25 protein-coding genes are annotated in these 26,279 nt (G+C 55.3%); 13 read left to right on the top strand and 12 right to left on the bottom strand.

All coding sequences use genetic code 11. The annotated features are described in order from the left end of the window. Window positions 1-42 precede the first annotated feature (42 nt). From fliP to ACOSDR_RS15765, 3 genes are all read right to left on the bottom strand, one after another. Complete coding sequence (fliP, locus tag ACOSDR_RS15775; protein ID WP_420731859.1) at window positions 43-837, bottom strand: flagellar type III secretion system pore protein FliP; 795 nt, start codon at window positions 835-837, stop codon at window positions 43-45. After that, window positions 834-1,235 carry a flagellar biosynthetic protein FliO gene (locus ACOSDR_RS15770; RefSeq protein WP_420731858.1) on the bottom strand — a complete coding sequence of 134 codons (402 nt, stop codon included), beginning with the start codon at window positions 1,233-1,235 and terminating at the stop codon, window positions 834-836. Before ACOSDR_RS15770 ends, fliP begins: the two co-directional genes overlap by 4 nt. 119 nt (window positions 1,236-1,354) lie before the next feature. Beyond that, window positions 1,355-1,702, bottom strand: a complete 348-nt coding sequence (locus tag ACOSDR_RS15765) for an EscU/YscU/HrcU family type III secretion system export apparatus switch protein (RefSeq protein WP_420723727.1) — start codon at window positions 1,700-1,702, stop codon at window positions 1,355-1,357. 385 nt (window positions 1,703-2,087) lie between these two features. Between ACOSDR_RS15765 and flgB the strand changes: the two genes are divergently transcribed. The 8 genes from flgB to recA all read left to right on the top strand — a co-directional run bounded on the left by flgB (window position 2,088) and on the right by recA (window position 9,046). Beyond that, a complete protein-coding gene (flgB, locus tag ACOSDR_RS15760; protein WP_420731857.1) occupies window positions 2,088-2,495 on the top strand; it encodes a flagellar basal body rod protein FlgB in 408 nt (135 codons plus the stop codon). A gap of 65 nt (window positions 2,496-2,560) precedes the next feature. Continuing rightward, window positions 2,561-2,971 carry a flagellar basal body rod protein FlgC gene (gene flgC, locus ACOSDR_RS15755; protein WP_420723729.1) on the top strand — a complete coding sequence of 137 codons (411 nt, stop codon included), beginning with the start codon at window positions 2,561-2,563 and terminating at the stop codon, window positions 2,969-2,971. Between the two features lie 133 nt (window positions 2,972-3,104). After that, window positions 3,105-3,425, top strand: a complete 321-nt coding sequence (locus ACOSDR_RS15750) for a flagellar hook-basal body complex protein FliE (RefSeq protein WP_420723730.1) — start codon at window positions 3,105-3,107, stop codon at window positions 3,423-3,425. A gap of 79 nt (window positions 3,426-3,504) precedes the next feature. Beyond that, window positions 3,505-3,771, top strand: coding sequence for a flagellar biosynthesis protein FliQ (gene fliQ / locus ACOSDR_RS15745; RefSeq protein WP_420723731.1), 267 nt, complete (start codon window positions 3,505-3,507; stop codon window positions 3,769-3,771). Between the two features lie 22 nt (window positions 3,772-3,793). Beyond that, window positions 3,794-4,555, top strand: a complete 762-nt coding sequence (gene fliR, locus ACOSDR_RS15740) for a flagellar biosynthetic protein FliR (protein ID WP_420723732.1) — start codon at window positions 3,794-3,796, stop codon at window positions 4,553-4,555. Window positions 4,556-4,572: 17 nt separating this feature from the next. Continuing rightward, window positions 4,573-5,649 (top strand): flagellar biosynthesis protein FlhB, encoded by a 1,077-nt coding sequence (gene flhB / locus ACOSDR_RS15735; protein ID WP_420723733.1) that lies wholly within the window; start codon window positions 4,573-4,575, stop codon window positions 5,647-5,649. After that, entirely contained in the window at window positions 5,646-7,715 is a 2,070-nt protein-coding gene (locus tag ACOSDR_RS15730; protein ID WP_420731856.1) for a response regulator, read from the top strand. The genes flhB and ACOSDR_RS15730 overlap by 4 nt, the downstream gene beginning before the upstream one ends. 230 nt (window positions 7,716-7,945) lie before the next feature. Beyond that, on the top strand, window positions 7,946-9,046 hold the full coding sequence (recA, locus tag ACOSDR_RS15725; RefSeq protein ID WP_420723735.1) for a recombinase RecA: 1,101 nt from the start codon (window positions 7,946-7,948) through the stop codon (window positions 9,044-9,046). Between the two features lie 35 nt (window positions 9,047-9,081). Here the strand turns inward: recA and rsmA are convergent, their stop codons facing one another. From rsmA to ACOSDR_RS15695, 6 genes are read right to left on the bottom strand one after another with little or no spacing between them, the layout of a single operon-like run. Beyond that, the gene (rsmA, locus tag ACOSDR_RS15720) at window positions 9,082-9,969 is read right to left on the bottom strand and encodes a 16S rRNA (adenine(1518)-N(6)/adenine(1519)-N(6))-dimethyltransferase RsmA (RefSeq protein ID WP_420723736.1); all 888 of its coding nucleotides are present in this window, start codon (window positions 9,967-9,969) and stop codon (window positions 9,082-9,084) included. Continuing rightward, entirely contained in the window at window positions 9,966-10,991 is a 1,026-nt protein-coding gene (gene pdxA / locus ACOSDR_RS15715) for a 4-hydroxythreonine-4-phosphate dehydrogenase PdxA (RefSeq protein WP_420731855.1), read from the bottom strand. Before pdxA ends, rsmA begins: the two co-directional genes overlap by 4 nt. Further along, window positions 10,988-12,307, bottom strand: a complete 1,320-nt coding sequence (locus tag ACOSDR_RS15710) for a peptidylprolyl isomerase (protein ID WP_420731854.1) — start codon at window positions 12,305-12,307, stop codon at window positions 10,988-10,990. Before ACOSDR_RS15710 ends, pdxA begins: the two co-directional genes overlap by 4 nt. Then, the gene (locus ACOSDR_RS15705; RefSeq protein ID WP_420723739.1) at window positions 12,307-14,529 is read right to left on the bottom strand and encodes an LPS-assembly protein LptD; all 2,223 of its coding nucleotides are present in this window, start codon (window positions 14,527-14,529) and stop codon (window positions 12,307-12,309) included. Before ACOSDR_RS15705 ends, ACOSDR_RS15710 begins: the two co-directional genes overlap by 1 nt. Continuing rightward, complete coding sequence (gene lptG, locus ACOSDR_RS15700; protein ID WP_420723740.1) at window positions 14,529-15,629, bottom strand: LPS export ABC transporter permease LptG; 1,101 nt, start codon at window positions 15,627-15,629, stop codon at window positions 14,529-14,531. The genes ACOSDR_RS15705 and lptG overlap by 1 nt, the downstream gene beginning before the upstream one ends. Before the next feature lie 15 nt (window positions 15,630-15,644). Continuing rightward, entirely contained in the window at window positions 15,645-16,754 is a 1,110-nt protein-coding gene (locus ACOSDR_RS15695) for an LptF/LptG family permease (RefSeq protein WP_420723741.1), read from the bottom strand. Window positions 16,755-17,072: 318 nt separating this feature from the next. On the opposite strand from ACOSDR_RS15695, the gene ACOSDR_RS15690 reads away from it, so the two are divergent. The 5 genes from ACOSDR_RS15690 to gatB all read left to right on the top strand — a co-directional run bounded on the left by ACOSDR_RS15690 (window position 17,073) and on the right by gatB (window position 22,256). Next, window positions 17,073-18,551, top strand: a complete 1,479-nt coding sequence (locus ACOSDR_RS15690; protein ID WP_420723742.1) for a leucyl aminopeptidase — start codon at window positions 17,073-17,075, stop codon at window positions 18,549-18,551. Between the two features lie 12 nt (window positions 18,552-18,563). After that, window positions 18,564-19,034: a DNA polymerase III subunit chi gene (locus ACOSDR_RS15685; RefSeq protein WP_420723743.1), complete on the top strand. Its 471-nt coding sequence runs from the start codon at window positions 18,564-18,566 to the stop codon at window positions 19,032-19,034. A gap of 133 nt (window positions 19,035-19,167) precedes the next feature. Next, the gene (locus tag ACOSDR_RS15680; protein WP_420723744.1) at window positions 19,168-19,764 is read left to right on the top strand and encodes a superoxide dismutase; all 597 of its coding nucleotides are present in this window, start codon (window positions 19,168-19,170) and stop codon (window positions 19,762-19,764) included. A gap of 123 nt (window positions 19,765-19,887) precedes the next feature. Then, the gene (locus ACOSDR_RS15675) at window positions 19,888-20,718 is read left to right on the top strand and encodes a phytanoyl-CoA dioxygenase family protein (RefSeq protein ID WP_420723745.1); all 831 of its coding nucleotides are present in this window, start codon (window positions 19,888-19,890) and stop codon (window positions 20,716-20,718) included. Window positions 20,719-20,798: 80 nt separating this feature from the next. Then, the gene (gene gatB, locus ACOSDR_RS15670) at window positions 20,799-22,256 is read left to right on the top strand and encodes an Asp-tRNA(Asn)/Glu-tRNA(Gln) amidotransferase subunit GatB (protein WP_420731925.1); all 1,458 of its coding nucleotides are present in this window, start codon (window positions 20,799-20,801) and stop codon (window positions 22,254-22,256) included. A gap of 1,109 nt (window positions 22,257-23,365) precedes the next feature. On the opposite strand, the gene ACOSDR_RS15665 is transcribed toward gatB, so the two are convergent. Genes ACOSDR_RS15665 through ACOSDR_RS15655 form a run of 3 tightly spaced genes read right to left on the bottom strand, consistent with a single transcriptional unit; the run spans window position 23,366 to window position 26,279 of the window. Then, complete coding sequence (locus ACOSDR_RS15665; protein ID WP_420731853.1) at window positions 23,366-24,376, bottom strand: ABC transporter ATP-binding protein; 1,011 nt, start codon at window positions 24,374-24,376, stop codon at window positions 23,366-23,368. After that, window positions 24,376-25,374, bottom strand: a complete 999-nt coding sequence (locus ACOSDR_RS15660; RefSeq protein ID WP_420731852.1) for an ABC transporter ATP-binding protein — start codon at window positions 25,372-25,374, stop codon at window positions 24,376-24,378. Before ACOSDR_RS15660 ends, ACOSDR_RS15665 begins: the two co-directional genes overlap by 1 nt. Before the next feature lie 5 nt (window positions 25,375-25,379). Continuing rightward, complete coding sequence (locus ACOSDR_RS15655) at window positions 25,380-26,279, bottom strand: ABC transporter permease subunit (protein ID WP_420731851.1); 900 nt, start codon at window positions 26,277-26,279, stop codon at window positions 25,380-25,382.

Below are 26,279 nucleotides of genomic sequence, written 5' to 3'. Positions count from 1 at the left end.
CATTTTTATCAAATGTTTATTTGGTGTTCTTCGGGTGGTTCATTAAACCGGGTTGAAGCTTTGAACCAAACTGCCCACGACCAGATACCACCCATCGACAAGCACAAAAAAGATCAGCTTGAAGGGCAGGGATATCATCACCGGGGGCAGCATCATCATCCCCATGGACATCAGGATCGACGCGATAACCATGTCGATCACAACGAACGGAACGAACAGCAGAAACCCGATTTCGAAGGCCCGTTTCAGTTCTGAAATCATAAAGGCCGGGATCAGCGCCCTTAGGGGGGTATCGTCAGGGTTCTCAACCGCAGGCATGCCGCCAATATCCATGAACAGCATCAAATCCCGATCCCGAACATGGCGCAGCATAAAATCCCGGAAGGGTGCAATCGCCAGATCAAAGGCTTCCTGTTCGGAAATGCGCTCCTCTATCAATGGCTGAATGCCTTCGTTATAGGACCGTTCCAGGGTGGGCTGCATGATGAAAAAGGTCAGAAACAGCGCCAGGCTGATCAGGACGGTATTGGGCGGCGTTTGTTGCGCGCCAAAGGCAGTGCGCAGCAAAGAAAACGCGATGATCAACCGGGTGAAACTGGTGATCATAACCAGCAAGGACGGCGCTAGGGACAGGACCGTCAGCAAGGCAACCAGTTGCACCAGTCTGCCGGTTACAGTGCCGCCTTCGCCGATATCGATGTTGATCGACTGCGCCAGACTGGGGCCTGCGGGCAGCACAACCGCGGAACCGACCAAAAGCAACATCGCTGTCGCCAGCAGTCCTGCTGCTGGAATTAACCGCCCCTTCAGGGCCTGAAAAAGCCGTGCTGGGATCATTGCGACGGGGTCTCCTGATCCGGGGCTTTGTTCTCGGTTTTGCGGGTGCTGATGCGGCGCACCACATCGTCAAATCGCCGAACGACGCCATTGGGGGCAGGGGAGTCTGTTTCTCCCTGTGCAGGCGCGGCATCAATCCCGGTTTCAATCGCCAGGTCCGATTGCGCCCCTAACAAAAGCAGGTGTTCCATCCCGTCACGGCGTACCAGAACCAATCTGCGCCGCGGATCCAGCGTCAATGAATCAACAATATGCAGGCGTTTTGCAGATCCCGCACGGGGGCGGGCAACCATCATGCCCCCTGGCCCGAAACGCTTCAGCAGGACGGCACACAGCCCAATCAGGCCCAATACAAATATCAGCGCCAGAGCAAATTGCAGATAATCTGCCGGGTGCATACCAGGCTCCAATACGGATGGCGGCGCAATCAGCGATTATCGACCCAAGTCCAAGTGGGGCGGCGCTGATCGGCCCGTTCACAGTCCAATGTCAGGGGGCAGGCGATACCATATCAATGCTATGGAAGCGGCGGCACCGGTGCCGACTGACCATTCAAAGCGTAAACGTAGCGCAGGATTTCCGCCACCGCGATGAAGGCCTCAATAGGAATCTCTTCCCCCACTTCTGTTGCTGAAAGCAGTTCTACCAGATCGGAATCCGATTGCACTGGTATGCCGGACGCTAAGGCCAGTTCTATAATTCTTTCAGCTAGATAGCCTTCGCCGCTGGCGCTGACAACAGGGGCTGAATCGGCATCATTGGGCTTATAGGTCAGCGCAACCGCATTCTTTTTCTGACCCTTCTGGTTTTGGCTATCGGCACCATCATGCGCCGTCTGGTCGGTTGGTGTCGAAGATCGCGCCATGTGTCTGCTCCGTTCTGATATGGGTATTTAGGCTGAAAACCATATTAATATCAATGGTTTTTCCTGGATCATTGATCTGCAGAATTCAACGCATTAAATGTAATCAGGTATTTGTTTTAATATAACTTTAAATAGGTGTAATTTAATTTGTTCGTTACATTTAAATTTAGAATATAGATTATTTTGGAATATTTATATTTGATTAATTGATGTAATTGATTATGGTAATGCATGATATTATTTAGATAAATAGGAATGCCGTTCCGAATCGTTTGGTTGAAAGTCAAACTGGCACGCTGTTTGCTTATACTGCTGTATTCAAGGCTGTGTGGTGGAGGAGAGACCCAATCACAGCCGGGTGAGTGCCAGAGAGAGGAGAGAGCCCATGTCTATTGGTGATAGTGCAATTTTCGGCATGATGTCCGAAAAAATGTCCTGGCTGAGCCAGCGTCAGCGGGTGTTGTCCCAGAACATCGCCAACGCCGATACACCGGATTACAAGGCCCGCGACATTGCGAAGCTGAGTTTCACCGACCAGATGGCCCGGCAGAATATGAAGGTCAATCTGACGGTCACAAATCCCGAACATGTCAGCCTGCCCGATGCGAATGACAAATTCCAGGAAGGGGCGGCCAGCACGACCTACGAAACATCCATTTCTGAAAATGGTGTCGTGCTGGAAGAGCAGATGATGAAACTGGGGGCGACCGCCGGTGAATATAACATGGCGACCAACATCTATCGCAAGTACTTGGCGCTGCATCGCACCGCCCTTGGCCGTGGCCAGGGATGATTGAGGCGCGGGTGTAAGAGAGGCCAGGGTAAGAGAAGCCGGGTAAGGAAAAAGGGAGTTCAGTCATGGATGATTTTAATGCATCAATGTTTATCGCGGGATCCGGCATGCGGGCCCAGGGAATGCGCCTGCGGGTGATTTCAGAGAATATCGCGAATGCGGATTCGACCGCTTCGACCCCAGGGGGGGATCCGTATCGCCGCAAGGTAATCACCTTCAAAAACAAGATGGACGAGGCACTGGGCGCAGATGTTGTTCAGGTCAAACAGATTGGGGAAGACAATTCAGATTTTGATCTGAAGTTCGATCCGGCCCATCCTGCGGCGAATGAGGATGGTTATGTCCTGTTACCCAATGTCAGCACATTGGTAGAGAGCATGGATATGCGTGAGGCGAGCCGAAGCTATCAAGCCAATTTGCGCGTTGTTGAAACTGTAAAGGGAATGTTCGCCCAGACTGTCAGCATTCTGCGTTAGGCTTTTGCTGGATGGCCGTGTCATCTGCGGGGAGGAGAGACCCTGGCCGGTGACATGATGGGAAACAAGAGTGGGATTGAGGAGAGGGGCGTAATCGGGTTAAGATGCCCGTGCGCTGTTAAGGAGAGAGAGCATGGCCATAGATCCGATGAGTGCCGCTGCGGCCTATCGCGCGAATGCGACGGGTCCGAATATGTTCCATACCGGCAGCCAACCACAGGCTCAGCCCGCGTCCGGGTCCAGCTTTCTGGATATGGTCAAGGGCGTTGCCGAAGATGCCATGCAGTCTAACTACAAGGCGGAAGAAGTTACCGCCCGCGCGATGGCTGGGCAGGCCAATGTGACCGAGGTCGTGACCGCCCTGGCTGAGGCTGAATCAACCTTAAGCACCGTTGTGACTGTGCGTGACCGGGTGATTTCTGCCTATCAGGAAATTTTGCGGATGCCGATCTGATCATCCTGTACTGGGGCAGAATCGGTTAGATTGCAGGCACCCTGTTTGGTGACAGGGTGAATTTTGCGTCAGAGATGCCATGAACGAAGCACAAGCCCTCGATATCGCGCGGGAGGCGATTTACGCACTCCTTATCGTGTCCAGTCCTTTGATGTTGATTGGATTGGCCGTAGGTCTGGTTATCGCTGTGTTCCAGGCACTGACACAAATTCAGGAAGTAACGCTGACTTTCGTGCCTAAGATCATCATCATTTTTCTGGCTATGCTGGTGCTGCTGCCATTCATGTTGCGCCATCTTCAGGATTTGACGCTGTTTCTGATGGACCGGATCGTCGCGATTGGATGAGTCCTGACCCTAAGGTCCTGCCATGCTGAAAGCATTGCTGACGGCGGAAGTATTTACCGTCTTTATGGTATTCGCGCGGATCGGCAGCGCCTTTCTGACCTTGCCCTCAATTGGCGAGTCTTTCCTGAATCCCCGCGCCCGGTTGACCTTGGCCGTGCTGCTGTCCCTGGTGGTCGCGCCAACGGTTGAACCTTTGATACCGGCCATTCCCGCGCGCCTGTCTGATATGTTGGGATTGATCTTTATCGAAATTCTGATCGGCATTTTTATTGGTGCCGTGACGCGGGTTCTGTTCATGGCCCTGGCGATTGCAGGGTCAATTTACAGTTTCATGAGTGGCCTTGCCAGTGCCCTGATCTTCAATCCCCTGGCATCGGATCAGGGGGCCTTGCTGTCGATCTTTCTGTCCCTGGTTGGCTTGCTGCTGATTTTTGCCACGGACACACATCATCTGTTGATCCGGGCAGTCGTTGAAAGCTATGTCCTGTTTAAACCCGGTGTTTATCCGATGGTGGGGGATATGGCCGATGTGATGACCCAGACAGTGGCGAATTCCTTCAAGTTAGGCTTTCAACTAGCATCCCCGATTGTGGTGGTCGGGTTGTTGTTTTATGTCCTGTTGGGGCTTCTGGCGCGACTGATGCCTCAGATGCAGGTGTTCTTTATCGCGATGCCACTGCAAATCATGATGGGGCTGTTTCTCTTGATGACAACGCTCAGCGCGATGATGATATGGTTCATGAAGCAGTTTCATGGGCTGCTGGGGCAATTTCTGCCATTCTAACGGGGCTTTAAGGCGCGATGTCGGAACAATCAGACGACTCCCAAAAAACAGAAGAGCCCACTTCCAAACGGCTGCGCGAGGCGCGCGAAAAGGGCCAGCTGGCCGTTAGCAAAGAGGTGAATACCTGGATATTGTTATTTGGTACAGGCATCATGATTAGTTTTGTATTCCCGTCTTTGATGAATAATTTAACACAGATCTTGATCACTTTCCTGGAACGCCCGGACCAGTTGCTGGCGGATTATGGTGGTTTGGGCCAGGTCCTTTCAAAAATGCTGGTGGAGGTAGCCACGCTCTTGATGGTGCCGCTGGGGGTGTTTGTTGTTCTGGCTGTGATCTCAGGTGTGGCGCAGACGGGCTTTAACGTATCTGCAAAACCAATGGAGCCGGAACTCAGCAAACTCTCTCCCTTAAAGGGGTTGAAGAAGCAGTTTTCCAGCAAGCAACTGGTTGAATTCGTTAAGGGGTTGATCAAGATCGGCCTGGTTGGCGCGGTCGGAACCATCTTGTTGCTGCCAGAAATATCCAGACTGGACACACTGGCCAGCATGGAAGCAGCCGAACTGTTGTATGAGATCCAGATTCTGATCATTCGTGTGTTTATCGGGATATTGGCAATCCTGTTCGTGATCGCGGCTCTGGACGTTGTGTTTCAGCAATATCAACACATTAAACAGCTGCGTATGACGAAGCAGGAAGTGAAGGAAGAATATAAGAACACGGAAGGGGACCCGCAGGTAAAGGGGCGCCTGCGACAAATCCGGATGCAACGATCCAGAGAGCGGATGATGCAGGCTGTACCAACGGCGGACGTTGTGATCACCAACCCGACGCATTTTGCTGTGGCGCTGTCCTATAAGCCCGAAACCATGGAGGCGCCTGTACTGGTTGCTAAAGGGCAGGATCTGATCGCCCAGCGCATTCGCAGCATCGCAGAGGAAAATGACATCGCCATTGTTGAGAATCCCCCCCTCGCGCGGGCTCTTCACGCGACTGTTGATTTGGATCAGGAAGTGCCGGCTGAGCATTTTGAGGCGGTCGCACAGGTCATTTCCTATGTGTTCAATCTGAAGGGGCGGAGGATGCCGACATGATCCATCGCCTGTGGGGCGCGCTTCTTGGGCGGGTGAAGTGGCGTCGAGTACAACAGGTGGGCGCTGAGCGATTGCAGGATATGGAAGACCATCATGTTGCCTTGTTGAGCGCCGTCGGGGCCAGCACGATCAGTTTGACTCTTTCTGGCGAAGGCATTGCAACAGTGGCGGCTGTCTGTGATCCGCTAAACGTGTTTGATGGTCGGGTCGGACCCGACAGCAGCGTTGAAGAGGTTGCCCGCATTCTGGGGGGCACCCGCGATATCAGTGATGCGCTGGATTTGGTTGTTGAACGCTGCAAATCAGCGTTGCACGAATTGGAACCTTTGCCGGAACCACCTGTTTTTGCCATTCCGGCGAAAGAGGGGCTGGACGGTGATCCGATTCGATGGATCAGCATTCGCGGCACCGCCCTGTCATCTGCCACTACGCCCGGGGAGGCACCTTCAGGAGAAGGGTTTTCCGGCATTCGGGTTCTTCTGATTTTAAGTGAGGTGACGCGCAACCGTCAGCGAATTGATGATATGGAACGCAAGCTGGCGCTGACGAACAGGGCGTTGGATCGTGCCCCATTCGGCCTGACCGTCATTGATGCGGATGGCCGCATGGATCAGGCAAATTCAGCGTTTCGGCGATTGATCGGGGGGCGCCCTGTTCAGGGGCGGGCGTTTCATGAGCTTTTTCATTTGGATGATCAGCCCCGGCTGTCCGTTCTTCTGGACCAGGTTCTGAAGGGGGTTGGCGGCGACAGACAAGCGCCAGAACCGATTGATATGCGCCTGGCCGCCACCCAAGAGCGCATTGTGACCCTATATGCAAATCGCACGGCCTTGCCAGATCAGGACAGGCCGGGTGTTCTGTTCCATGTCTTGGATTCAACAGAGCGCAAAAGGTTGGAAAGCCAGTTTGCCCAGTCGCAAAAGATGGAAGCGGTTGGTCAATTGGCGGGCGGGATTGCGCATGATTTTAATAATGTTCTGACGGCCATTATCGGGTTTTGTGATCTCTTATTGCATCGTCACCAACCCGGAGATCCATCCTTTGCCGATGTCATGCAAATTCAACAGAATGCCAACCGGGCAGCCGGTCTGACCCGCCAATTGCTGGCTTTCTCGCGGCAACAGGCAATTCGCACCCGCGTGGTGGATGTCACGGATATGTTGGCAGAATTGTCCAATCTGTTGCGGCGGCTTCTGGGCGAAACAGTTGAACTGATGATTGTTCACGGCCGCGATTTATGGCCTGTAAAAGGTGATCGTGGTCAATTGGAGCAGGGCATCATAAATCTTGCCGTGAATGCAAGGGATGCTATGGAACGGGGCGGCAGGCTGATTATTCAGACCGATAATTTCGCTGCGGACCGTCCCTATCAGATGCGCGATCAGATCATGCCACCTGGCGATTATGTGATGATCACAGTGACCGACACGGGGTCTGGAATGACACCGGATGTTATGGGGCGGATTTTTGAACCCTTTTTCACCACCAAGGAGGTCGGGCAGGGGACCGGTTTGGGGCTGGCCATGGTTTATGGCAGTATCACCCAAATGGGCGGCTTTATCGTTGCCCATTCTGACGGGGCCGGGAAAGGAACGTCTTTCAGTCTTTATTTGCCGCGCGCAACAGAGCTGGAACGTGTTGCTGCAGAGAATGAAGGCCATGCCCAGAACCCTGAAATGCCGACCGTGGATGACACAGGTGGGGAACGAATCCTGCTTGTTGAGGATGAAGATGCCGTCCGGCTCTTCAGTGCGCGGGCGTTACGGTCAAAAGGGTATGAGGTGACAGAAGCCCGTACCGGGGAGGTCGCCCTGGAAATTCTGAAGGATAAGTCCTTTGACCTGTTGGTGACGGATATGGTCATGCCGAAAGTGGATGGCGCGACCCTTATTCGAGAGGCGCGGAAAGAAAATCCTGACCTGCCGGTGATCTGTATGTCGGGCTATACCCGGGAGGCTGTGGCCAATGAGGTGGCGGAATTACCGATGGTGCGGTTCCTGTCCAAACCATTTTCATTGAAGCAGTTGACCGCAAGCGTAAGGGGCGCTCTCGAATCGGGCGACTAAATCCGCTGGGACGGACCACGAATTCCAACCCTTATCAAAAAAATCCAAATGTGAGTCTCTTAAGAACATCCAGGGCACACCAGGAACACAACTACAGGATTTTCTCTTTTTCCTGTGATTTCATATAGATAAAATGAGAATAAAAAAAGAACTTGCGGAAAAGAACAGAACATGTACGGTATCGCCAGTTGCATGAACAACGTGGCTGTGACAGGAAGGATATCGCAATCATGACACAAGCGGCATTGCGCCTCGTGGGCAAGGAAGACATGGACAAGCAGAAAGCATTGGAAGCAGCCTTGAGCCAGATTGAGCGTTCCTTCGGGAAGGGCTCTATCATGAAGCTGGGCCAGCAGGACAGTTTGGACATCGAAGCGATCTCAACGGGGTCTCTGGGTCTTGATATCGCCCTGGGGATCGGGGGCGTTCCGAAAGGGCGCGTCATTGAAGTCTTCGGGCCTGAAAGCTCGGGTAAGACCACGCTGGCCCTGCATATCGTGGCAGAGGCGCAAAAGGCCGGGGGCACCTGTTCCTTCATCGATGCGGAACATGCACTGGATCCGGTTTATGCCCGCAAGCTGGGGGTGAATGTTGATGAATTGCTGATTTCTCAGCCTGATGCCGGGGAACAGGCACTGGAAATCGCCGATACGTTGGTTCGGTCTGGTGCTGTGGATGTTCTGGTCGTCGACTCCGTGGCGGCCCTGGTGCCGCGGGCGGAGTTGGAAGGGGAGATGGGCGACAGCCATGTCGGTCTTCAAGCGCGCCTGATGAGCCAGGCCCTGCGGAAGCTGACCGGATCCATCAAGCGGTCTAATTGTCTGGTTATCTTCATTAATCAGATCCGCATGAAGATTGGTGTGATGTTCGGCAGCCCGGAAACCACGACTGGTGGAAATGCGCTGAAATTCTATGCCTCGGTTCGGCTGGACATTCGTCGCATCGGCCAGATCAAGGATAAGGACACTGTGGTTGGTAACCAGACCCGCGTGAAGGTCGTCAAAAACAAGGTGGCTCCGCCCTTCCGCATGGTTGAATTCGATATCATGTATGGCGAAGGAATTTCCAAAACCGGTGAATTGATTGATCTGGGCGTGAATGCCGGGATTGTTGAAAAATCCGGGGCCTGGTTTTCCTATGAAGGCACGCGCATTGGTCAGGGTCGTGAAAATTCCAAGCGGTTCTTAACGGAAAACCCGGATGTCGCCCAGAAAATTGAATCAGCCATTCGCTCCAATGCAGGTATCTTGTCATCTACAATGTTGGATGGCCCCGACCCGGTAGAGGCGAAAGAGGCGGATTTGTCACCAGACGACGCACCTGAGACGTGATCTGGTCTGTCTGACTTTACAATATGATATGCCTGTTATTCCGACGGTAGGGAGTTCCCTGCCGTCGGTTTCTTTTGTGCCTCAACAGCACTGGTCAGGGCGACAAATTCCGCGACGCTCAATTCCTCGGCCCGACGTGTCGCGGTGATACCGGCTGCCTCCAGCACCGTTTCGGGGGTTGCGACCAGGCTTTTCAGGGATCCCCGCAGCATTTTACGGCGCTGACCGAAGGCGGCCTGGGTCACTTGTTCCAGGGCCGCCATGTCACAGTCAACAGGCGCTGGTTTTTTTGGGATCAAAGAGACCACTGCCGATGACACTTTAGGCGGGGGCGTGAACGCCTGTGGCGGCAGGGTTAAGGAAATCCGGGTATCACAGCGCCAATTGCACAAGACCGACAGGCGCGAATAGGCCTGGTCGCCGGGGCGGGCGACAATCCGCTCTGCCACTTCCTTTTGGAACATCAGTGACAGGCTGGCGATATCCTGTGCCTTGCGTAACCAATTGATTAATAGGGGGGTTGCGATGTTATAGGGCAGATTGGCGACGATCTTCACCGGGCCTGGTCCAAGGGTGGTGTAGTCCATCGCCAGGGCATCGCCCTCGATAAGGCGTAAGCGTCCCTGGGACGCTTGTACCAGGGGGGCAAGTGCCTCCAGACAGCGGCGATCCTTTTCAATAGCAACAACGGAACTGGCCCCCTCACTGATCAGGGCGCGGGTCAAACCGCCCGGGCCAGGGCCAACTTCAATTATGGTTCCGACTGATAAATCGCCGGCACTGCGGGCGATTTTGCTGGTCAGGTTCAGGTCTAGTAGAAAATTCTGTCCAAGCGATTTCCGTGCCGCAAGGTCATGCGCTTTGATGACGTCCCGCAGGGGTGGAAGTGCGGCTAGGGCTGTTGAAACTGTCGTGTCGCTCATGATTGGGTACGGGCCATTGTCGCAGCCAGGCGCAAGGCGCTGATCAGACTGTCCGGACGCGCGATCCCTGTCCCTGCAATGTTAAAGGCAGTGCCGTGATCCGGCGATGTCCGGATAAAGGGCAGGCCCAGCGTGACATTCACCCCGCCATGGAAATCCAGTGTCTTTACTGGAATAAGTGCCTGATCATGATACATACACAGGGCCGCATCATAGGTGGCGCGGGCTTCTGCGTGGAACATTGTATCGGCGGGCAGGGGCCCCAGGATCGTCATCCCTTCTGCCCGCAACTGGTCCAGGGCGGGGGCTAGGATGGTTTGTTCTTCATCCCCCAAGGCGCCGCCTTCACCTGCATGAGGGTTCAGCCCTGCAACGGCAATGCGCGGGGCGGCGATCCCGAAATAGCGTTTCAGATCGGCATTCAGGATACGGGCGGTTTCTACAATCAAATCGCTGGTCAATATGGAAATGGCATCGCGCAGGCTGGTATGGACTGTGACAGGAATTGCCCGCAGGCCTTCTTCTTTCAGCATCATGCCCCCGGCAAGCATCATGACCGTGCGAGGGACGGCGGCCAGATCGGCCAGATATTCCGTGTGACCCGGATGGCGGAAGCCGCCCGCATATAATGCCGCCTTATGAATTGGGTTTGTGACCATCGCACACACCGTGCGGGCCTTGCATAAGGTAACGGCGCGATCAATTGAGGCCAGGACGGCATTGGTATTTGCCGGGTCAGGCTGTCCCGGATTCACCTGGACCGGAAGGGACTGCCGAAGGACCGGGATCGCGTTGGCAAAGACAGCGTTTGCTTCGTCTGGGCTTGTAATTTCAACGATCGGGACCCCACCCCCTAATGCATCATCCAGCGCCTGCAGGCGATCAGGATCATCAATAAGCAGAAAGGGCGGAATATCATCACTGTTGCGGCGCAGCCAGGCTGCGCGGGCGATTTCGCCGCCAATTCCGGCAGGTTCCCCCATGGTCAGGGCAATGGGCGCCAGGCGGGGCGTGCTGGTCATAAGCGGATGTCGATAAAGGCCTCGCGCCGCAAGTCCCGCAACTTTCTGCGCACCAGCAGTTCGAGACGTTCATTGGTCAAACGCGCATTCAATTGCTCGCGGCTGGGCAGTGTCAATCCGGCGTCCTGGCGATCACAAATAGTGACCATCACAACAGCCCGTCCCATATCAATAGGGTCTGATGTCTGTCCTGGCTGCAATCCGTCAATGGCCTTCTGCGTGGCGGCGGGCAATTCGGATATGGCGATATCTTCCGCGGCGGCAACACTGGTCTCAGGCCGCCCCTGGCCAAAAGATTTCAGCGCATCGCAACTGGTAATCGAGGCCTTTGCGGCGGTCAGGGCCGCCATGGCATCTGACTTGGTGGCCGACCCGCTGTCCTGGGGAATGCGCTGGATCAATTGAAACAGATCAACCTTCGCCTGACCGGGATCGCGACCAATGGTTTGGCTGTCGGTGACATATAGCAGGTAAAACCCGGTTATGCTGCGGATCGGGGCCGACACCATGCCCGGGGACAGCGATTGCAGGGCAGAGTCCAACTCATCTGGTAGCTGACCCGGCGCGATCCAACCCAGATCACCGCCCGAACTGGCCGTGCCGCTTTGCGAGAAGCTGCGCGCCAATGACGAAAAATCCGCCCCATTGCGGATTTGGTTCAAAAGGCGCTCTGCGTTGCTGCGGATTTCATTGGCTTCATCGGGGTTATCGATGCCCAGAAATATTTCATACACCCGCTTCTGAGGTTGATCGGCAACAGCGGTCAGGCGTGCCAATTCCTCATCAATTTCTTCCTCGCCCACATCTATCTGACGCATCAGCCGCCGCCCGACATATTTGGCCCAGGCGATTTGGGCATTGTATTGATTTCGAAGGGTCTGGATATCAATTCCCCGGCTGGCCAACAGGCCGGCCAGCTGATTGGCGTTCATGTTATTGCGTTGTGCCAGGTTGCCAATTTCGGTCTCTATTTCCTGATCGGTGGCGGTGACGCTGTTGGCGGTCGCCTCCTGCAATTGCAAACGTTCATCAATCAGGCTGCGCAGAACCTGTGGCATCAGGCGCTGACGGGTTTGCGCGTCCAAGTTCAGGTTTGAAGACAGCGCTGCAAGGCGCAGTCGTTGCTCAAGATCCAGCACGGAGATAATGTCGTCGTTCACGACGGCCGCAATGCGCATCAGGTTATTTTGCGATTGCGCCTGTGCCGTAGAGATGGTGAAGGCACACACAATCAGCACGGCAATGGCTAGAAAGGTCCTGCCACAGCTAAGCCATGCCCTTGTGGGGATGTCCAAAAACATGAAGCGATCAGGCATTAAAAGGTAACCTCTCCCAACGTCTTATAGGTCAGTGTGAAGATGAAGGCATCTTCCTGTTCTATGTCGACGCTGTTGATATAGCTGCGCAGGTATCTGCCCAGGAAGATAAAGCATTCGTCTTCATATTTCAGGCTGGCAGTATGGCTCAGCGATCCGCCGCCATCTCTCAGATCCTGCAGCGTTCCAACCTCGGTCGTCCAGTTATCGGTCATCTGTGTGCTGACGTTAAGGTATAATTCTTCAATGGACGCAGCATCCGGACTCAGACTGTCTCTTATATAGGTATAGTTGGATGAAAAGCGAAGGCCGCTCCCGCCAGCTGAAAATCCAAGCTCGTTCCGGTTGGCCTTGAACTCATTCGCGGCATAATTAAAGCGATAGAATAATGAAAAATAATCATTTGGTGTGATTTCCAAACGTCCAACCCAGTCTGAACGTTCATTCTCGAGGCGCGCATCGGTGGCGAGGTCCTGATCGCTTCGGAAGCGATAGCTTTGACCGACGAATAGAGACAACCGCCCCCCATCATCCTGGAAATGCGACAGGTTGATCCCCGCCACGGCTTTCTGTCCGGTTTCTACGCGGTCCAGTCCCGGGGTCCTGTCAGCGGAGAAAACATTGATGTCATCGGTTTCAAAGACGGTGCTGTCGCTGTTAGGAATGTTTTCGGGGTTACCACCATTTGGCGAGGCATACAGGGCCACCATAGGTTCAATAACCTGGCGTCCCCCCACGGAATAGCGGGCCATGGGATACCGGGATTCCAAGCCCACTCTGGGAATGACACGCCCGGTCAAGCCATCGTCAACACTGCGCCCGGCTGAGTCAAAGCGGCTGTCCTGATCGACGTTATAGAGGTCACCCCGCAGGCTGCCGGATGCTGTCGTGACCAAACCCCAATCCGCGATAAATTCGCGTTCATATCCAGCACTTATCGAGAAACGCTGGCTGTCAGCGTCATCGCCATCCGTCAGACCGCGCGCATTGGCGTCCAGGGTCCAGCGGCCGCCATATTTTCCCGCGTCGCCCACGCCATTGTAATCCAGCAACGGCAGGATGATGGGGGTATCGGATCGCTGTCCCAGGCGCAGGTCCTGAAAGGAATAGGCACGCGCCGCCATATAGTTGCGCCCCCTGAACCCTTCGGCATAAACCGTCGATGTCATAGAATTGCCCGGGTCTTCCCAGAAGTTGAACTTTCTAAGATAGGTCTGGTCCGTCGATCGATTGATGTCCCAACCGGCGCGATAGGTCTCGCTCAAGTCAAATACGCCATCAGTGAAAATATGCCCGCGAAAGACATCATCTTCCTTGCGCACAAATGTCGGGCTACCGATGCTCTGATCCGCATAAGTAAAACTGCCGGATAGATTAATCCTGCCGGTATCAAAGGCTTGTCGATATTCCCCACCCATTAAGGCTTTTTGCTTTTCCGTAAAAATCGGGTCCAGGGTGATATCGACATCCGATCCAAGATTCCAGAAATACGGGGTTCTGAGGAACAAACCGGTATTGGTTTTGGTCCCAAAGGATGGTGTCAGAAAGCCGCTTTTGCGTTTAACGGTTGGATCCGGATGGGTCATATAGGGCGTGTACAGAACCGGAACCCCGAACATTTCCAACGATGCGTCATAATAGTCGATGGATTTCTCATTCTTGTCGTGGATGACACGATCCGCCTTGATCTGCCATAAGGGAGCTTTGCTGGGGTCATCCTTACAGACCTTACAGGGGGAATAGACGCCCCGCGCCATTTCCATTGTCGCACCATCTGTCCGACGCCCCCCGGCAGCGGCAATGCGGGCATTCCCGGCCAGCAGGATGCGAAGGTTTTCAATTGTGCCGTTTAACAGGTCTTCTGAAAGTTCAACATAATCCGCAAATATGACCTGTCCGTCTGGTTCCAGGATATTCACATTGCCAGAGGCCGTTACGGTCTTGGCGTTCTGGTTATAGCTTAACGTATCGGCCAACAGGACCCGATCCCCTTGCGCGATTTCAACGCTGCCGCGTGCAACAACGACACCCAGTTCCCGGTCTTGCGTGACCTCATCGGCTTTCAGCAGGATCGGCAGACCGTCCTCGTTGATGGTTTCAGCCGTATTAGGGGCAATCTGCTGTGTTTGTGACATGGCCGTACCGGCAGACAGGCAAAATCCACCCAAAGACAGACAGGTTACCAGCACAAACCGATGGGCGAACGACATAGGGGCGGTCATCACCCGTCCTCCAAGTGCAACAATGCAGTGATGCCCAACATCATGGCGACACCCGCAGGCATCCACGCCGCCAGGGCTGCGGGAATGCTGGCGGACATGCCTAATGCATGAACGATATTTGTGAAAAAATACAACAGAAAACCACTGACCACGCCCCCAATGATCATCATGCCTGTAGAGCTTCGCCGCGAAACCCGAATCGAAAAGATTGCTGCGATCAGAACCATGGCGCACAACAGTACCGGCATGGAAAGCAGACTGTTCAGATACAATCGGTGGGCATTTGCATTAAAGCCTGCCTGTTCCATCGTAGAAATGAATTTGGGGAGTTCCCAGAAGGACAAGGTGTCGGCAGAAGCAAAGCTGTCCTGAATACCCTCTATCGTCAATTCTGTCGCCAGACGATAGACATCGACGTGACGGGTTGCTTCGTCCGGGACGGAGATATAGGCGTCGTAAAGTTCCCAGTATCCGGCGCGCAATGTGGCCTTGGCAGCGTCGATCCTGCCGACAAATCGGTCGTCGCCTTCCAGCTGGAACACGATTACCCCCAGCAATTGCGCTTCGTCGCCGCTGCCCCTGACCGTATTTGCGTGGATCACGGCATGGGAATCCTGTTTGCCCTGGCGCAACCACACACCGGTGGACCCCATAGCGAATTCCGTATGATTCTTGCCCAGATACTTGCTTTCCATGTTCTCGTAATGTGAGCGCATTGCGGCGGCAAAAGGATTGAATGTTGTGATTAACACAACGCCAACCAGGAAGGTCAGGATCATGGGGGTCATCAGGAATTGCCAGGCTGACACGCCTGCTGCACGAGAAATCACCAATTCATTGGCTTTCGCCATGCGCCAGAACGCCATCATGCCCCCCAGCAGCACCGCGAATGGCAGCATTTCCTGCACCAGATTGGGTAATTTAAGCAGCGACATTTGAATGATAATGTCGATTGTCACTTCCTTCTGACCGGATGCGCGGCGCAGCAATTCGACAATGTCGAACATGGCTGCGATGGCGATCAGGGAAATGAAAACACAGATCATCCAGAACATGAACTGGCGACCCATATAAAAGGCGAGTGTTTTGGATATCCGCATCGTTGCGCCCTGACCCTAATTCGCCACTGTCGTGGGGACCACACGCTTATGGCGGGTCGGACGGAAGATGAAATACAAGCCCACAAGGGAGGGGATCACAGAGTTCAGATAGATCAAAGGAATCAAGCGATTGTCCGAGCCGGAGGCCGAAACCAGGCTCATATGACCAATCAGAAGCGCCATCATCGCGCCAATCGCGCTGACCAGGGCCGAAAAATTCCCCCGCCTGGAATAGCCACCGCGCAGGATAAACGCCAATGCAGCGATGGAATAGGCGATAGGCAGCAGTGCCGTGGCTATTCGGCTGTGTCCTTCTGCGATCAGCTTGCTGTAGTAATACATGTCATTTGAGTTATCCGGATCCGGCGACAGCAATTCCGGAAGAAAGCGTTCTTCAGGCTGCGCCCAGACCGCGCTGGCAGCGGAGGCGGGGACGCCGATATCAATCATTGTCCGGTCAAATTCGACCAGATGCATTTTACCGTCCTGGAAGGTCTGGCGGCTGCCATTGACGACCAGAATGCGCGGGCCATCATTGGTTTCAACGACTGCGCCCCGTTCGGCCATGATCGTATAGGGTGCTTCGGGGTCTTCCCGATTGTCGTATAGCAGGCCGAACAGCTCGGACCCTTCGCGTTCTTTTACGAAAATGGTGATCGCCTTGCCAACTGTTGTAAACTGCCCTTCACGCAACAGGGCCGCCCCCCATTGGGATCGGTTCTTGTCGACATAAAACCGCATTTCCATGGCAGACATCGGCATCAGATACAGGGTCATGCCCAGACAGACTATGCTGGCCGCGGAGGCGATGGCCAATCCGGGCATGGCAAGCGAGGATGAACTCATCCCAGCCGATCGCATCACAATCAACTCGCTGTCACTAATCATCCGGTTATAGGTGAAAAGCATTGCGCCAAACAGGGCAATCGGCATCACCAGAGCCACGAAACGGGGGATCATCAAAGAAGCCATATAGGCGAATTCCGGCAGCGGCAGACCGCGATTTACAATCAGGTCGACCAGACGCACGGATTGCACCAACATCACCGCCACGCACAAAACAACGGTCGCGAACACTGTCACACTGACCAATTGGCGCATTATATAGCGGTTAATTTGTTTCATCGTTACCAGATATAGCGTTATATGGATCGCTTGAGTCTCAGATGTAATAAATATCAGAAACCAATTGATTCTGCACGATTTTTCTTGCTGTTAAGTCTTAAAAATACTTGGCGATACTTAACATTCCAGGTCTTTCGCCCGCTTTTCCGTATCTGGAAAGACTTTAACAGCCTTCTTTTCCCGATTGGTGACGATCTTGTCAAGGACCGGGGGACAGGTCGGTCTTTTCGTCACGGGCAGTGTATCTTATGGTAACACGAATGACGCATGTCAAACTTGGTCCAGGCCCTGTTTTCAAACGCAAAAGGATTGCCCTTCATGAAGATTAGTTTTTCTGAGAAAATGGATATGCCAAAGGCAGGCATGTTGGCTGTTGGTATTGAAGAAGGCGGGCATCTTCCGCCTGCTGCACGGTCCGTGGACGAGGCTGCAGGGGGCGCAATTTCCCGCGCCCTGTCTGGCAATCGGTTCAATGGAAAAAAGGGGGAGTCCCTGACCCTGGTCGCGCCGTCTGGTGTTGAGGTCAGCCGTATTGTTCTGTTCGGTGTCGGTAAGGAACTGGCAGAGGCGGATTGGTTGAAATTGGGCGGCTCTCTTGTCAAAGCGGCCAATGGGGCCGGTGATGCGGAAATCCATGTTCTTGTGGATTGTGGCGCGGAAGATTTGGTCGCGGCCGCCACCAATGTTGCCGAGGGTGCAAGGCTGGGCGCGTATCGCTTTGATAAGTATTTCACCAAAAAGAAGGCGGAAGAGAAACCCAGCGTCAAATCCATGTCCATCCATGGAACCGGGGCGACTGCGGCGCGCAAGGCGTTTAAGTTGCGTGATGCGGTAGTGGATGGGGTTTACCTGACCCGCGATGTGGTCACCGAACCGCCAAATATTCTGTACCCGGAAACCCTGGCGGCCCGTTGTAAGGAATTGGAAGAACTGGGCGTAAAGGTAGAAATCCTGAACGAAAAGAAAATGGCGAAGCTGGGCATGGGCGCGCTGTTGGGCGTTGGTCAGGGCTCTATTCGCGAAAGCTTCCTGGTCACCATGCGCTGGGATGGCGGACCCAAGAACAAGGCACCCGTTGCCTTTGTTGGTAAGGGCGTGACCTTTGATACCGGTGGTATTTCCTTGAAGCCCGGCCCCGGTATGGAAGAAATGAAATGGGATATGGGGGGATCCGGCACGGTTCTGGGCCTGATGAAGGCGCTTGCCGGTCGTAAAGCAAAGGTCAATGCTGTCGGCGTTGTTGGTCTGGTGGAAAATATGCCCGACGGCAATGCTCAACGGCCCGGCGATGTCGTGACCTCTATGTCCGGTCAGACCATCGAAATCCATAATACGGATGCTGAGGGCCGATTGGTTCTGGCCGATGCATTGTGGTATACCCAGCAACAGTTCAAGCCTCAGGCGATGATCGATCTGGCGACCCTGACGGGGGCGATTATCATCGCTCTGGGGAATGAGAATGCCGGATTGTTCAGCAATGATGACAGCTTATCAGCACAATTGACGGCGGCGGGCCTGGCGACGGGCGAGCCCGTCTGGCGACTGCCGCTGGGGGATGCCTATGACAAGCTGCTGACGTCGGATTGCGCGGATATGAAGAATATCGGCGGGCGGGGTGCAGGCTCCATCACGGCGGCGCAATTCCTTCAGCGTTTTGTGAAGGATACCGCCTGGGCGCATCTGGACATTGCGGGCATGGCCTGGACGTCAAAGGACTCGGCAACCGTGCCAAAAGGTGCAACTGGCTATGGGGTACGCCTGTTGGATCGGTTCGTCACGGATGTCTATGAAAGCTGATCTGAAAAGTTCATGACAGAAATCCGCTTCTATCATTTGCAGCGCACGAAGCTGGCAGCGGCTTTGCCCAAAATGCTGGAAATGTGTCTGTCGCGGAAATGGCGGGCCGTGGTGCTGGCGGAAAAGTCCGATCAGGTGATCGCGCTCAGCGAGGCCTTATGGACCTACGATCCCGCCAGTTTCCTGCCCCATGGGGAGGCCAGAGACGGGCATGCGGGCCAGCAACCGATCTGGCTGACCCATGAGGATGAGAATCCAAATGAGGCCTCCGTTTTGTTTTTGACCCATGGCGCACATTCTGAAGCAATCGGCCGATATGATCTGGTTTGCCGCCTGTTTGATGGGGCAGATGATGAAGCCGTGGCAACCGCGCGGGTCTTCTGGAAACAGGAGGAGGCGGACGGCCATCACCTGACTTACTGGCAGCAAACCGATCGTGGTTGGGAGAAGAAGGCAGAGAGGGGTGCTGTGGAAACCGGTTGAACATATGAGTGAAAGCCTTATGTTCTGCTGTGAGACCAAATCATGGCTAAAACTGTGATTTTGGCCCCGAAATACGACAAATACGTGAAGATTTCACCGATCTAAACACATTAACGAAGGATACGAGGACACTATGGCTATTGAATTGCCCGCTCTTCCTTACGCGCAAGACGCTTTGGAACCCCACATTTCCGCAAACACCCTCAGCTTTCACCATGGCAAGCATCACAATGCTTATGTGACCAAGTGCAATGAGCTGACCGCCGGTACGGACCTTGCCGACGCGTCAGTTTCTGAAATCACCATGGCAGCCCATAAGAAGGGCGACCAGGGTCTGTTCAATCAGGCAGCCCAGGTTTGGAACCACACCTTCTATTGGAACTCAATGAGCCCCAATGGCGGCGGCAAGCCAACCGGTGCGATTGCTGACAAGATCAACGAAGATTTCGGGTCTTATGAAGAATTCGCAACCCAGTTCAAAAATGCTGGCGCAACACAGTTCGGGTCCGGCTGGGCCTGGCTGGTGCTGGATGGCGGCAAGCTGAAGGTTGAAAAAACCCCGAATGCCGGCACACCGCTGGTCGATGGCAAAACCCCGATCCTGACCATGGATGTCTGGGAGCATGCCTATTATCTGGATTTCCAGAACCGTCGCCCGGACTATATGGGTGCCTTCCTGGAACACCTGGTAAACTGGGACTTCGCCAACACCAATCTGGCGGCTGCGTAAGTCTTAGGCGAAATTGAAGATTGCAAACGGCGCTGCCTGGAGACGGGTGGCGCCGTTTTCTGTTTTGATGACGTTTTTTTAAATTTGTCATACACTGCCTGAAAACAATCGGGAGGGTATGCCATGAGCTTTCAACTAAGCGCACAGCAACAAGCTGCCTATCACGCAGATGGATTCGTTACCATAAAAGGGCTTTTTGACCCGGAAGAGGTCACGGCCCTGAACCGCGCGATGGAACAGGATCCAGCGATCCGTGACCATATGCTGATCCGTGCCGATCAGGAAGGATTTGGCACAAAAATCGCCTTATGGAACCGCGCCGGGGACAGTGTTTATGGGCTTGCCGCGCGCTTGCCGCGCATGATTGATGCGTCGGAGCGGCTGATTGGCGAACCTGTCTATCATTATCAGTCCAAACTGACCGCTAAGGAGCCGCGTGAGGGTGGGGCCTGGGAATGGCATCAGGATTATGGCTATTGGTATTACAATGGATGCCTGCGGCCTGATATGTTGAGCTGCATGATCGCCCTGGATCGGACCACACCGGAGAATGGCTGTCTGAAAGTTGTGCGGGGCAGTCATAAAATGGGTCGCATTGATCATGTGCCGCTGACCGATAAGCAGAACGAGGCAGACCCCAAGCGCATGGAAGAGATTCTGGCGCGCCATGAGGTCGTCGATGTCCTGTTAGAGCCGGGCGATGGGTTCTTCTTTCATTGCAACACCTTGCATCGTTCGGACCGGAATACATCCGACCAGCGGCGTTGGACCTTGCTGATCTGCTATAACGCCATCACCAATGACGCCTTCGTCAAAAATGATGATCGATCCTATGTCCCGCTGGACCGGGTGGAGGATGATGCTGTTCGTAAGGCGGGGGTTCGGTTTTCGGATGGCGCGCAGGAGCATTTTGCCTCCAAACCCTATGTTCCGAACTTGCGTAAAGTCTCATAATTCACCCATCAGGCTTGCCTCACCTTGTGCTAAGGGCTATCTCCGAGACACGGATTTAAGCATTGGAACCAGGCACGATGATGAGCAATTTGGTACAGGGCAAAACAGGCGATTGGGAAGTGGTGATCGGGATTGAGATCCACGCCCAGGTGACGACACAGGCAAAGCTGTTTTCCGGCGCGCCAACCACGTTTGGGGCAGAGGCGAATTCCCAGGTATCCCTGGTGGATGCGGCCATGCCCGGCATGTTGCCTGTGATCAATGCAGAGGCCGTGCGCCAGGCTGTGCGCACGGGATTGGCCCTGAATTCCAGGATCAATCGCCATTCCGTCTTTGCGCGGAAGAATTACTTCTATCCCGATCTGCCCCAGGGCTATCAGATCAGCCAATACGAACAGCCGATTGTCGGCGAGGGCGAGATCGAGATTGACCTGGAAGACGGCACGACCCGCGCAATTGGCGTGGAGCGCCTGCATCTGGAACAGGATGCGGGGAAATCGATCCATGATCAGGTGCCGGAAAAAAGCCTGATCGATCTGAACCGCGCAGGTGTCGCCCTGATGGAAATCGTCTCCAAGCCCGATATCCGGTCAGGGGATGAGGCATCGGCCTATGTCGGCAAGGTACGCTCCATCCTGCGCTACATTGGCTCCTGTGACGGCAATATGCAGGAAGGCTCCATGCGGGCCGATATCAACATTTCGGTACGCAAGCCGGGCGATGACCTGGGCACCCGTGCAGAGGTCAAGAATGTGAACTCCCTGCGCTTCATCCGTCAGGCGGTGGAAGTGGAAGTAAAGCGCCAGATCCGCCTGATCGAAGGCGGCGGCACGGTGGTGCAGGAAACCCGCTTGTTCGACCCCAACAAGGGGGAAACCCGCTCCATGCGGACCAAGGAAGATGCCCACGATTATCGCTATTTCCCGGACCCTGATCTGTTACCCGTTGTGTTTGGGGAAGACTTTGTTGCCGACTGCCAGGCAACCTTGCCGGAACTGCCGGACGTCAAGAAGCGCCGCTTTGTCGAAGAGCTGGGCTTAAGCCCCTATGATGCGGGTGTGCTGTCGGCGGAACGGGAAATGGCAGAGTATTTTGAAGCAGCCTCGGAGACCTGTGGCGATGCGAAACTGGCGTCGAACTGGGTGACCGTCGAACTGTTCGGTCGCCTGAACAAGGCGGGCCTTGGTATCTCAGACAGCAAGGTTTCTGCACAGGCTTTGGGCGGGCTGTTGACGCTGATCAAGGATGGCTCGATTTCCGGTAAGATTGCCAAGGATGTTTTCGATGAAATGTTCGAAACCGGCGGCGATGCGGCGGAAATCGTTGAGTCCAAGGGTCTTAAGCAAATCTCGGATACCGGTGCGTTGGAGGCGATCATCGACACGCTGATCGAGGAAAACCCCAGCCAGGTCGAAGGCTATCGCGGCGGCAATGTGAAATTGATCGGCTGGTTTGTCGGCCAGGTCATGAAACAGACCCAGGGCCAGGCCAATCCCGGTATGGTGAACCAGTTGCTGAAAGCTAAACTTGATCAGTGACATCGAACAGACCGCCCTGGACCCCGGATCAGGGTCCGGGGTGACGATGTTGGTACCAATTGCACCCTCACCCTGAGGAGCGCAGCGTCTCGAAGGGTGATCTGTCTGTAGGCACCGCGCTTACAGGTCCTCCTTCGAGACGCGGCGTTGCCGCTCCTCAGGATGAGAATGGTGCTTATGGTCAGAAGTGGAACGCCGTGACGCACCAACCCCTCAGCGTCCTTCGCGCCTTCTCTGCGCCCTCAGCGGTTAACCCTTAACTTCTCGTCACACCCGCGCAGGGGAGCAGGGCTACAGGCATGAATTGCACCTGCCGCTCTGGACCCCGGATCAGGTCCGGGGTGACGATGTGGTAGACAAGAGCATCCTCACCCTGAGGAGCGTAGCGTCTCGAAGGGGGAGCCCGCTGTAGGCACCCCACTTCCAGCCCCGTCCTTCGAGACGGCGCTGCCGCGCCTCCTCAGGATGAGAATGGGACCGATGTTGGGTAGTGGAAGGTCATAAAGTACCATTTGCTCAGCGACCTTCGCGCTTCCTCTGCGTCCTTTGCGGTTAATCTTCAAAAAAAAAGGTCACCTCGTCATACCCGCGCAGGCGGGTATCCAGAGCCAGACGCACACATGGAGCCTGCCGCTCTGGACCCCGGATCGATGTCCGGGGTGACGAAGTGGTAGACAAGAGCATCCTCACCCTGAGGAGCGTAGCGTCTCGAAGGGGGAGCCCGCTGTAGGCACCCCACTTCCAGCCCCGTCCTTCGAGACGGCGCTACCGCGCCTCCTCAGGATGAGAATGGCTCCCCATGCTCTGTCATACCCGCGCAGGCGGGTATCCAGAGCCAGACGCACACATGGAGCCTGCCGCTCTGGACCCCGGATCGATGTCCGGGGTGACGAAGTGGTAGACAAGAGCATCCTCACCCTGAGGAGTGTAGCGTCTCGAAGGGGGGCTTTCTGTAAGCACCGCTCTTCCAGCCCCTCCTTCGAGACGGCGCTGCCGCGCCTCCTCAGGATGAGAATGGGACCGATGTTGAGTAGTGGAAGGTCATAAAGTACCACTTGCTCAGCGACCTTCGCGCCTTCTCTGCGCCCTTTGCGTTTAGGCTTTTCTAATCAGGCCTTGGCGCGCGCGCCCGCCTCGTTACGGCCTTCTTCGACGGCGTGGCAGGCAACGGTGACGGGGCCCCGTGTCAGGGTTTTTGGGACCTCCTCCTTACAGCGTTCATTGGCCAGGGGGCAGCGCGGGTGGAAGGTACAACCTGACGGTGGATTGAGGGGGGAGGGGATTTCCCCGGTCAGTTTGATCCGATTTCGGGTTCGGCGTGGATCCGCTACCGGCGTTGCAGACAGCAGGGCGCGGGTATAGGGATGCTGTGGATTGGCAAATACCTCTTTGCTGGGGCCGGATTCGACCGGATGGCCCAGATACATCACCATCACGTCATCCGCGACATGTTTCACGACAGACAGATCGTGGGAGATGAACAGATAGGCCAGTTGGAATTCTTCCTGCAAGTCATTCAACAGGTTCAAGACCTGCGCCTGGATGGAGACATCCAGGGCCGAAACAGGCTCGTCCAATACGACGATCTTTGGATTGAGCATCAGGGCGCGTGCAATCGCAATTCGCTGGCGCTGACCGCCGGAAAACATATGGGGATAGCGATCATAATGTTCCGACCGCAAGCCGACCCGCTGCATCATGGATCGCCCGGCTTCCTCCCGCTCTTTCGCAGACAGGGTAGGGCGGTTGATCTTCAGCGGTTCTTCCAGCATGGCCCCGACGCGCTGGCGCGGATTCAGGGAACCATAGGGATCCTGGAAGACCATCTGAACGGTTTGGCGCAGTTGGCGCGCCACATTGCGGCTTTTCTTGCCATGGACGGCATCCAGGCCATCGATCTCTAACGTTCCGGATGTCGGGGGCTCCATCATTGTCACCAGACGGGCCATGGTGGATTTCCCACAGCCGGATTCACCAACCACCGCCAGTGTCTTACCCGGATATAGATCGAAACTGGCCCCGGCCAGGGCGCGCAGGGGCGTTGCCTTGGTAAAGGCACCACCGCCGACATCATAATGGCGTTGCAGGTCATGTGCCTTCAAAACAGGGGTCGTGTTCATCAGGACACGCCCTCCTTCTGGCGCAGGTTCATCGGGTCGGTTGGATGGCCCTGGGCGTTTAAAGGCGTATGGCACCGAACCCCGTTCTGGATGCCGGGGGGCGTATGCCGACAGGCCTCTAGCGCATACTGGCAGCGGGGATTGAACAGGCACCCATCCGGGCGATCCAACTGACCGGGCACAACGCCGGGGATGGAGGGGAGGTGCTGGGTCGTTGCGCGTTCCGGCAGGGCCGCCAGCAGGGCCTGGGTATAGGGATGTTTGGGCGTATCAAACAGGTCGATGACATCGCGTGATTCCACCTGTTGTCCGGCATATTGCACAATGACGCGCTGGGCGACTTCTGCGACGACACCCATGTCATGGGTGATCAGCACCAATGCCATGCCCGTATCCTGCTGCAGCGATGCCAGCAGTTCAAGAATCTGCGCCTGGATCGTGACGTCCAGCGCTGTGGTCGGCTCATCTGCGATCAACAGGCGGGGGTTGCAGGCGATCATCATTGCGATCATTACCCGCTGGCTCATGCCGCCGGAAAGCTGGTGCGGGAAGGCCCGCAATCGTGATTCCGGGGAGGGGATGCCGACCAGGGACATCAACTCCACCGCGCGTTTATCCCGCTCATGCCGGGTCAGGGACAGGTGGCGCTTCATGATCTCATTGATCTGGAAGCCAACGGTGAAACAGGGGTTCAGGCTGGTCATTGGCTCCTGAAAAATCATCGCCATGTCTTTGCCGGCGATCCGGCGGCGTTGATCGTGCGGCATCTCTGTCAGGTCTTTGCCATCCAGCGCCATCCGGTCTGCCGTGACCTTCGCTGTCCAGGGCAATAGACCCATCAGCGCCAGCATGGAAACAGATTTACCCGACCCGGATTCCCCCACGATCGCGACCAGTTCCCCGGCGTCAACGGATAGATCAATATTGTCCACGGCCCGGAAAGGACCATGCGCGGTTGAGAATTCAACGGTGAGATTTTTGATTTCCAACAGGGCCATGGCGTTCAGGACCGCTTCATCTTGGGGTCCAGGGCATCGCGCAGCCCATCGCCCATCAGATTTATCGCCAGAACAGTGACCAGAATGGCCAGACCGGGGAAGGTCACCATCCACCAGGCGCTGGTGATGAATTCGCGTGCCTCTGCCAGCATGGTGCCCCATTCCGGGGTTGGGGGCTGTGCACCCATGCCCAGAAATCCAAGAGCCGCCGCATCCAGGATCGCGGTGGAAAAACTGAGCGTCGATTGCACGATCAGCGGGGACATGCAATTGGGCAGGATCGTGATCGCCATCAGTCGAAACCGCCCAGCCCCGGCGATGCGGCTGGCCATGACATAGTCGCGCTTTGCCTCTGAAATCACCTGTGCCCGGCTCAATCGGACGAAATGGGGCGTATAGGTGACGGCAATGGCGATCATGGCGTTTTCCAGGCCAGGCCCCAGAATCGCAACCAGCACCAGGGCCATCAGCAAGCTTGGAACCGACAGAATGACATCCATCACCCGCATGACGGCTGTTTCGTAAAACCCCCGGAAATATCCCGCCGTGACTCCTAACAATATGCCGAAAGTCAGGGACAGAAAGATAACGATGCAGCCGACCAGCAGTGAATAGCGCGATCCGTGAATCAGGCGCGACAGGATATCACGTCCAACCGCATCGGTTCCCAGCAGGAATTGCATGCTGCCACCGTCCTGCCAGGCAGGTGGTTTGCGCAGGAATTCAGTGTTGGTTTCAATCGGGCTGTGCGGCGCAATGACGGGCGCAAAAATTGCGACCAGGATGATGAAGATCATGAACACCATGCCCGCAACGGCCCCCCGGCTTTCCGAGAAGTAATGCCAGAATTCGTCAAAGGCACGACGGGTGGCGCTGGCGCTGGCGACGTCTGTGGTGGTGCTCAT

Source organism: Hwanghaeella sp. 1Z406 (assembly GCF_048892425.1).
Taxonomy (GTDB): domain Bacteria; phylum Pseudomonadota; class Alphaproteobacteria; order UBA8366; family Aestuariispiraceae; genus Pacificispira.
This window is presented reverse-complemented; position numbering and strand designations above follow the sequence as displayed.